The 4,312-nt window shown below is 65.1% G+C and carries 2 protein-coding genes; both read right to left on the bottom strand.

What is annotated here, in order from left to right:
* Nucleotides 1-3,938, bottom strand: a 3,938-nt coding sequence (locus QZY06_RS05075; protein ID WP_295681050.1) for an NAD-glutamate dehydrogenase, incomplete at its 3' end; no start/stop codon positions are given.
* A gap of 108 nt (nucleotides 3,939-4,046) precedes the next feature.
* Nucleotides 4,047-4,312, bottom strand: a 266-nt coding sequence (locus tag QZY06_RS05070) for a hypothetical protein (protein ID WP_295681048.1), incomplete at its 5' end; no start/stop codon positions are given.

Below are 4,312 nucleotides of genomic sequence, written 5' to 3'. Positions count from 1 at the left end.
CGATACTGCTCGACGAGCAGCGGCGGGAAGTTGCCGAGCAGATCGCGGACGTAGAAAGGATCGTCCGGCACTGTCGACGCGAGGATCGCGTCGTACAGCGAAATCTTCGAATAGGCGATGAGCACCGCGAGTTCCGGCCGGGTCAGGCCGACGCCGCGCGTGCGCCGTTCCTTGATCTGATCCTCGTCCGGCAGGCCTTCGATCGCACGATTGAGCAGGCCTTCGCGCTCCAGCATCCGCATCAGCTCAGCGTGATCGTCGAGCCGGGCCGAGGCAGTCAGTTGCAGCAGGCTGATCGCCTGCGACTGCACGTAGTTGTCGCGCAGCACGAAGCGGGCGATGTCATCGGTCATGCTCGCCAGCAGCGGGTCGCGCTTCTCGCGCGGCAGCTGGCCGGTGGTGGTCAGTTCGCTCAGCGCGATCTTGATGTTGACCTCGCGATCGGAGGTATGAACGCCGGCAGCGTTGTCGATCGCATCGGTGTTGATTCTTCCACCAGCTTGCGCGAACTCGATGCGGCCAGCCTGCGTGCAACCAAGATTGCCGCCCTCGCCGACCACCTTGCAGCGCAGATCGCGGCCGTTGACCCGGATCGCATCGTTGGCACGATCACCGACCTCGGCGTTGTTCTGCGTCGCCGCTTTCACGTAAGTGCCGATGCCGCCGTTCCACAGCAGATCGACCGGCGCGGTCAGGATCGCCCGCATCAGCTCGGCTGGCGCCATCGCTTCGGCAGTGATCGACAGCGCTGCGCGCACCTGCGCGCCGATCGGAATCACCTTGAGCGAACGCGGGTATACACCGCCGCCGGCCGAGATCAAGCTCGCGTCGTAATCGGCCCAAGACGAACGCGGCAGCGCGAACAGCCGCTGGCGCTCGGCCATGCTGGTCACCGCGTCCGGATTCGGATCAAGAAAGATGTGGCGATGATCGAAGGCCGCGATCAGCTGCAGGGTTGGCGACAGCAACATGCCGTTGCCGAACACGTCGCCACTCATGTCGCCGACGCCGACCACGGTGAATGGCTGGGTCTGGATGTCGACACCTCTGGGCATCTCCCGGAAGTGGCGCTTCACCGATTCCCAGGCGCCGCGCGCGGTGATGCCCATGCGCTTGTGGTCGTAGCCGGCGCTGCCGCCACTGGCGAAAGCATCGCCAAGCCAGAAGCCGTATTCGGCGGCCACGCCGTTGGCGTAATCGGAAAACGTCGCCGTGCCCTTGTCGGCGGCAACGACCAGATAAGCGTCGTCCGGATCGTGGCGCACGGTGTCCGCCGGTGGCACGACGACGGTGCCGACGCGGTTATCGGTCAGATCGAGCAAGCCACGCAAGAAGGTCTTGTAGCAAGCCACGCCCTGCGCCATCCAGGCTTCACGATTGGATGAGTCCACCGGCTGCTTGACCACGAAGCCACCCTTGGCACCGACCGGCACGATCACCGTGTTCTTGACCTGCTGCGCCTTCATCAGGCCGAGCACTTCAGTGCGGAAATCCTGGCGCCGATCAGACCAGCGCAAGCCACCTCGCGCGACCTTGCCGCCGCGCAGATGCACGCCTTCGACTTCCGGCGCATAGACCCAGATCTCGAACATCGGCCTGGGCAGCGGCAGCTCGGGAATCTTCGAAGGATCGAGCTTGATGCTGAGCCAGCGCTTGTTCTGGCCTTCGCCATCGCGCTGATAGGCGTTGGTTCTCCAGGCGGCACGAATCACCGCGACGAAGGCGCGCAGCACGCGATCGGCATCGAGGCTGGCAACCTGATCTAGCGCGTTATCGAGCGCTTGCGCCAAGGTCAGTGCATTGGTCGTGCGCGCCTCGTCGTCAAGCGCCGGATCGAAGCGCACCTCGAAGGCCGAGACCAACAGCCGGGCAATCGCCGCGTGCTCGTCAAGAATGGTTTCGATGTAGTTCTGGCTGAACGGCAGGCCGGTCTGCAGCAGGTAGCGGGTCAGCGCGCGAACGATGGTGACTTGCCGCGCATCGAGCCCGGCACCGAGCACCAGGCGGTTCAGGCCATCGTTCTCGAGCAGGCCGTTCCACGAGGCCAGAAACGCCGCTTCGAAATAGGCACGCTGGGTTTCTGCCGGCAGGCTGCAACCGGGATGGCTGACCTCGAAGGCCTGCAGCCACTGGCTGCCGCCATCGCGGGGGAGGATTTCGGTCGGGTCCTGACGAACGACGCGCAGGCCGAAGTTTTCCAAGGTCGGCAAGACATCGGACAAGGCCAGCGGATCGCCGAGCGTGTACAGCTTCAGACCGACGGCGCGCGGCAGGCTGCCGTCTTCCGGGCTCAGCACCGTCAGCCGCGCGGCCAAGGGCTGGGCTTCGCTCAGCGCTGCCAGCACCTGAACATCGTCGGCCGCTTCGGCAGGCTGGGCCAACTCGGCGTACGAAGCCGGAAAGGCATCGGCATAGCGGGCTGCGCGGCTGACGTCATCACGCAGCAGATCTCTTAGCTGATCACGCCAGGTGCGGGTGGCGATGCTGAGGATTTTCTCGATGTCGGTAGCGGTCAGCGACAGCTGAGTGCCCGGCGGCGTCCGCACGATCAATTGCAGGCGGGCAATATCGCCACGCAGGAATTCGACCGTGCGCTCCAGCGACAGGCCACCACACAGGGTCATCAAGGTGCTGCCGACCTTGTCGCGCAGCTCGCGCGAATAACGTTCGCGCGGCAGATAGATCAGGAACGAGAAGAAGCGGCCGTAGCGATCGCGGCGCATGAACAGGCGCAGGCCGTGACGCTCGCGCAAGCTGCGGATGCCCATGCACAGCCGGAACAGTTCGTCTTCGCTGGACTGGAACAGCTCGTCGCGCGGCAAGGTATGCAGGATGTCGCGCAGGTTCTTGCCGGAGTGCGACTGCTCGGCTAGCCGCGAGCGCGCCAGCACGGTATCGGCCTTGCGGCGGATCAGCGGAATCTGCCGCGGCCGGTCGATGTAGACCTCGGACGAGAACAGGCCGAGCAGGCGCACGGTGCCGGCCAGCGTGCCGCCGCTGTCGTAGTGCTTGACCGACACCACGTCCATCAAGCCGGCGCGGTGGATGGTCGCGTGCAGGTTGGCCTTGGTGACCACGACCACTCTGGGTGAATCGGCGTACTTGTCCAGCTCCGCCGGCGGCGCGATCAGATCCTGTGCGGCCCAGCGGCTGCCGGCGCGCAGCAGGCCGAGGCCGGAAGCGGCATCGATGCGGAAGCGGCCACGGCCGTCGGCGGTCTTCTCGGCGACGCTTTCAATGACGCCGAGGAAGGTGAAGTGATGGTTGTGCAGGTAGTCGAGCAGAGCACGCGCTTCAGCGAACTCTTCGGCATCGGCGCCCGACGGCAGGCTGCCCAGTTCATCGATCAGGCGCCGCACGCGGGCCAGCGCCAGCGGGTAATCGTCGACGACCTGCTTCAAATCATCGAGCACCGCGCGGCATTCCGCTTCCAGTCCGGCCAGCGCTTCGGCGCTCGGCAGGGTTTCGAATTCGAGATGGATCAGCGATTCGGCCGTGCCCTCGCCGACTCCGGTCAGCTGGCCATCGGCATCGCGCTGGAGACGCATCACCGGGTGCACGCTCCAGTCGATCGGGCTGCCCAGACTACGCACGGCCAGGCTTAGCGTATCGACCAGGAAAGGCTGATCGGCAACCACGGTGTCGAGCGTCGCCAGGGTCTGCCCGGCGGCCGGCGGCAGCAACTGCAGCCGATAGCCTTCGGCCGGACGCTGCTGCACCAGCAGCCAATGCTGGCGGGCGATCGCGAGCAACGCTTCCGGGCTGCGCTGGCTCAGCAGCTCAGGGGTCGAAGTCTCGTAGTAGCTGCGCAGGAAACGGCGAAAGATTTCGCTATCGCCAGCAGCAACGGCATCGGGGTTGGCAACGGAAATGGCATCGAGCCGCGCCAGCAGGTCTTCCTGCGCGCGATCGAGGCCCGCTTCTTGTGGGGCCGTCATGTGGGCGGTCATTCTGGGGATCTCTTCCCGCTGCCTGCGCGGAGTCGCAGTGCGGCTTTGGACCGAGTATGTCGCCATGGGTTCGAACGGCGAAACCCATGGCGCTTTTCAGGGCGGCAATCGCTTCAGTGGTAATCGGTGAAATTCATCGCCAACTCCTTCGCCGCGATCGAAATCGTTTCGCCGAGCCATGGCGTGCGCAAGGCCGCTGCTCAGCTCGAACCGCGACGGACCAGTGGCAGCAGGCACAGAGGCAAAGGTTCGTCGCCGGCTTCGCACCACCGATAGAATGCCGCTATGAACCCTCTGGAAGACGCGCACGCGAGCCGAACGGCGTTCTTCAAAGCCTGGCAGGCACGAGCAGTCTTCTGGTG

The organism is uncultured Nevskia sp., assembly GCF_903885465.1.
In the GTDB taxonomy this organism is placed as follows: domain Bacteria; phylum Pseudomonadota; class Gammaproteobacteria; order Nevskiales; family Nevskiaceae; genus Nevskia.
This window is presented reverse-complemented; position numbering and strand designations above follow the sequence as displayed.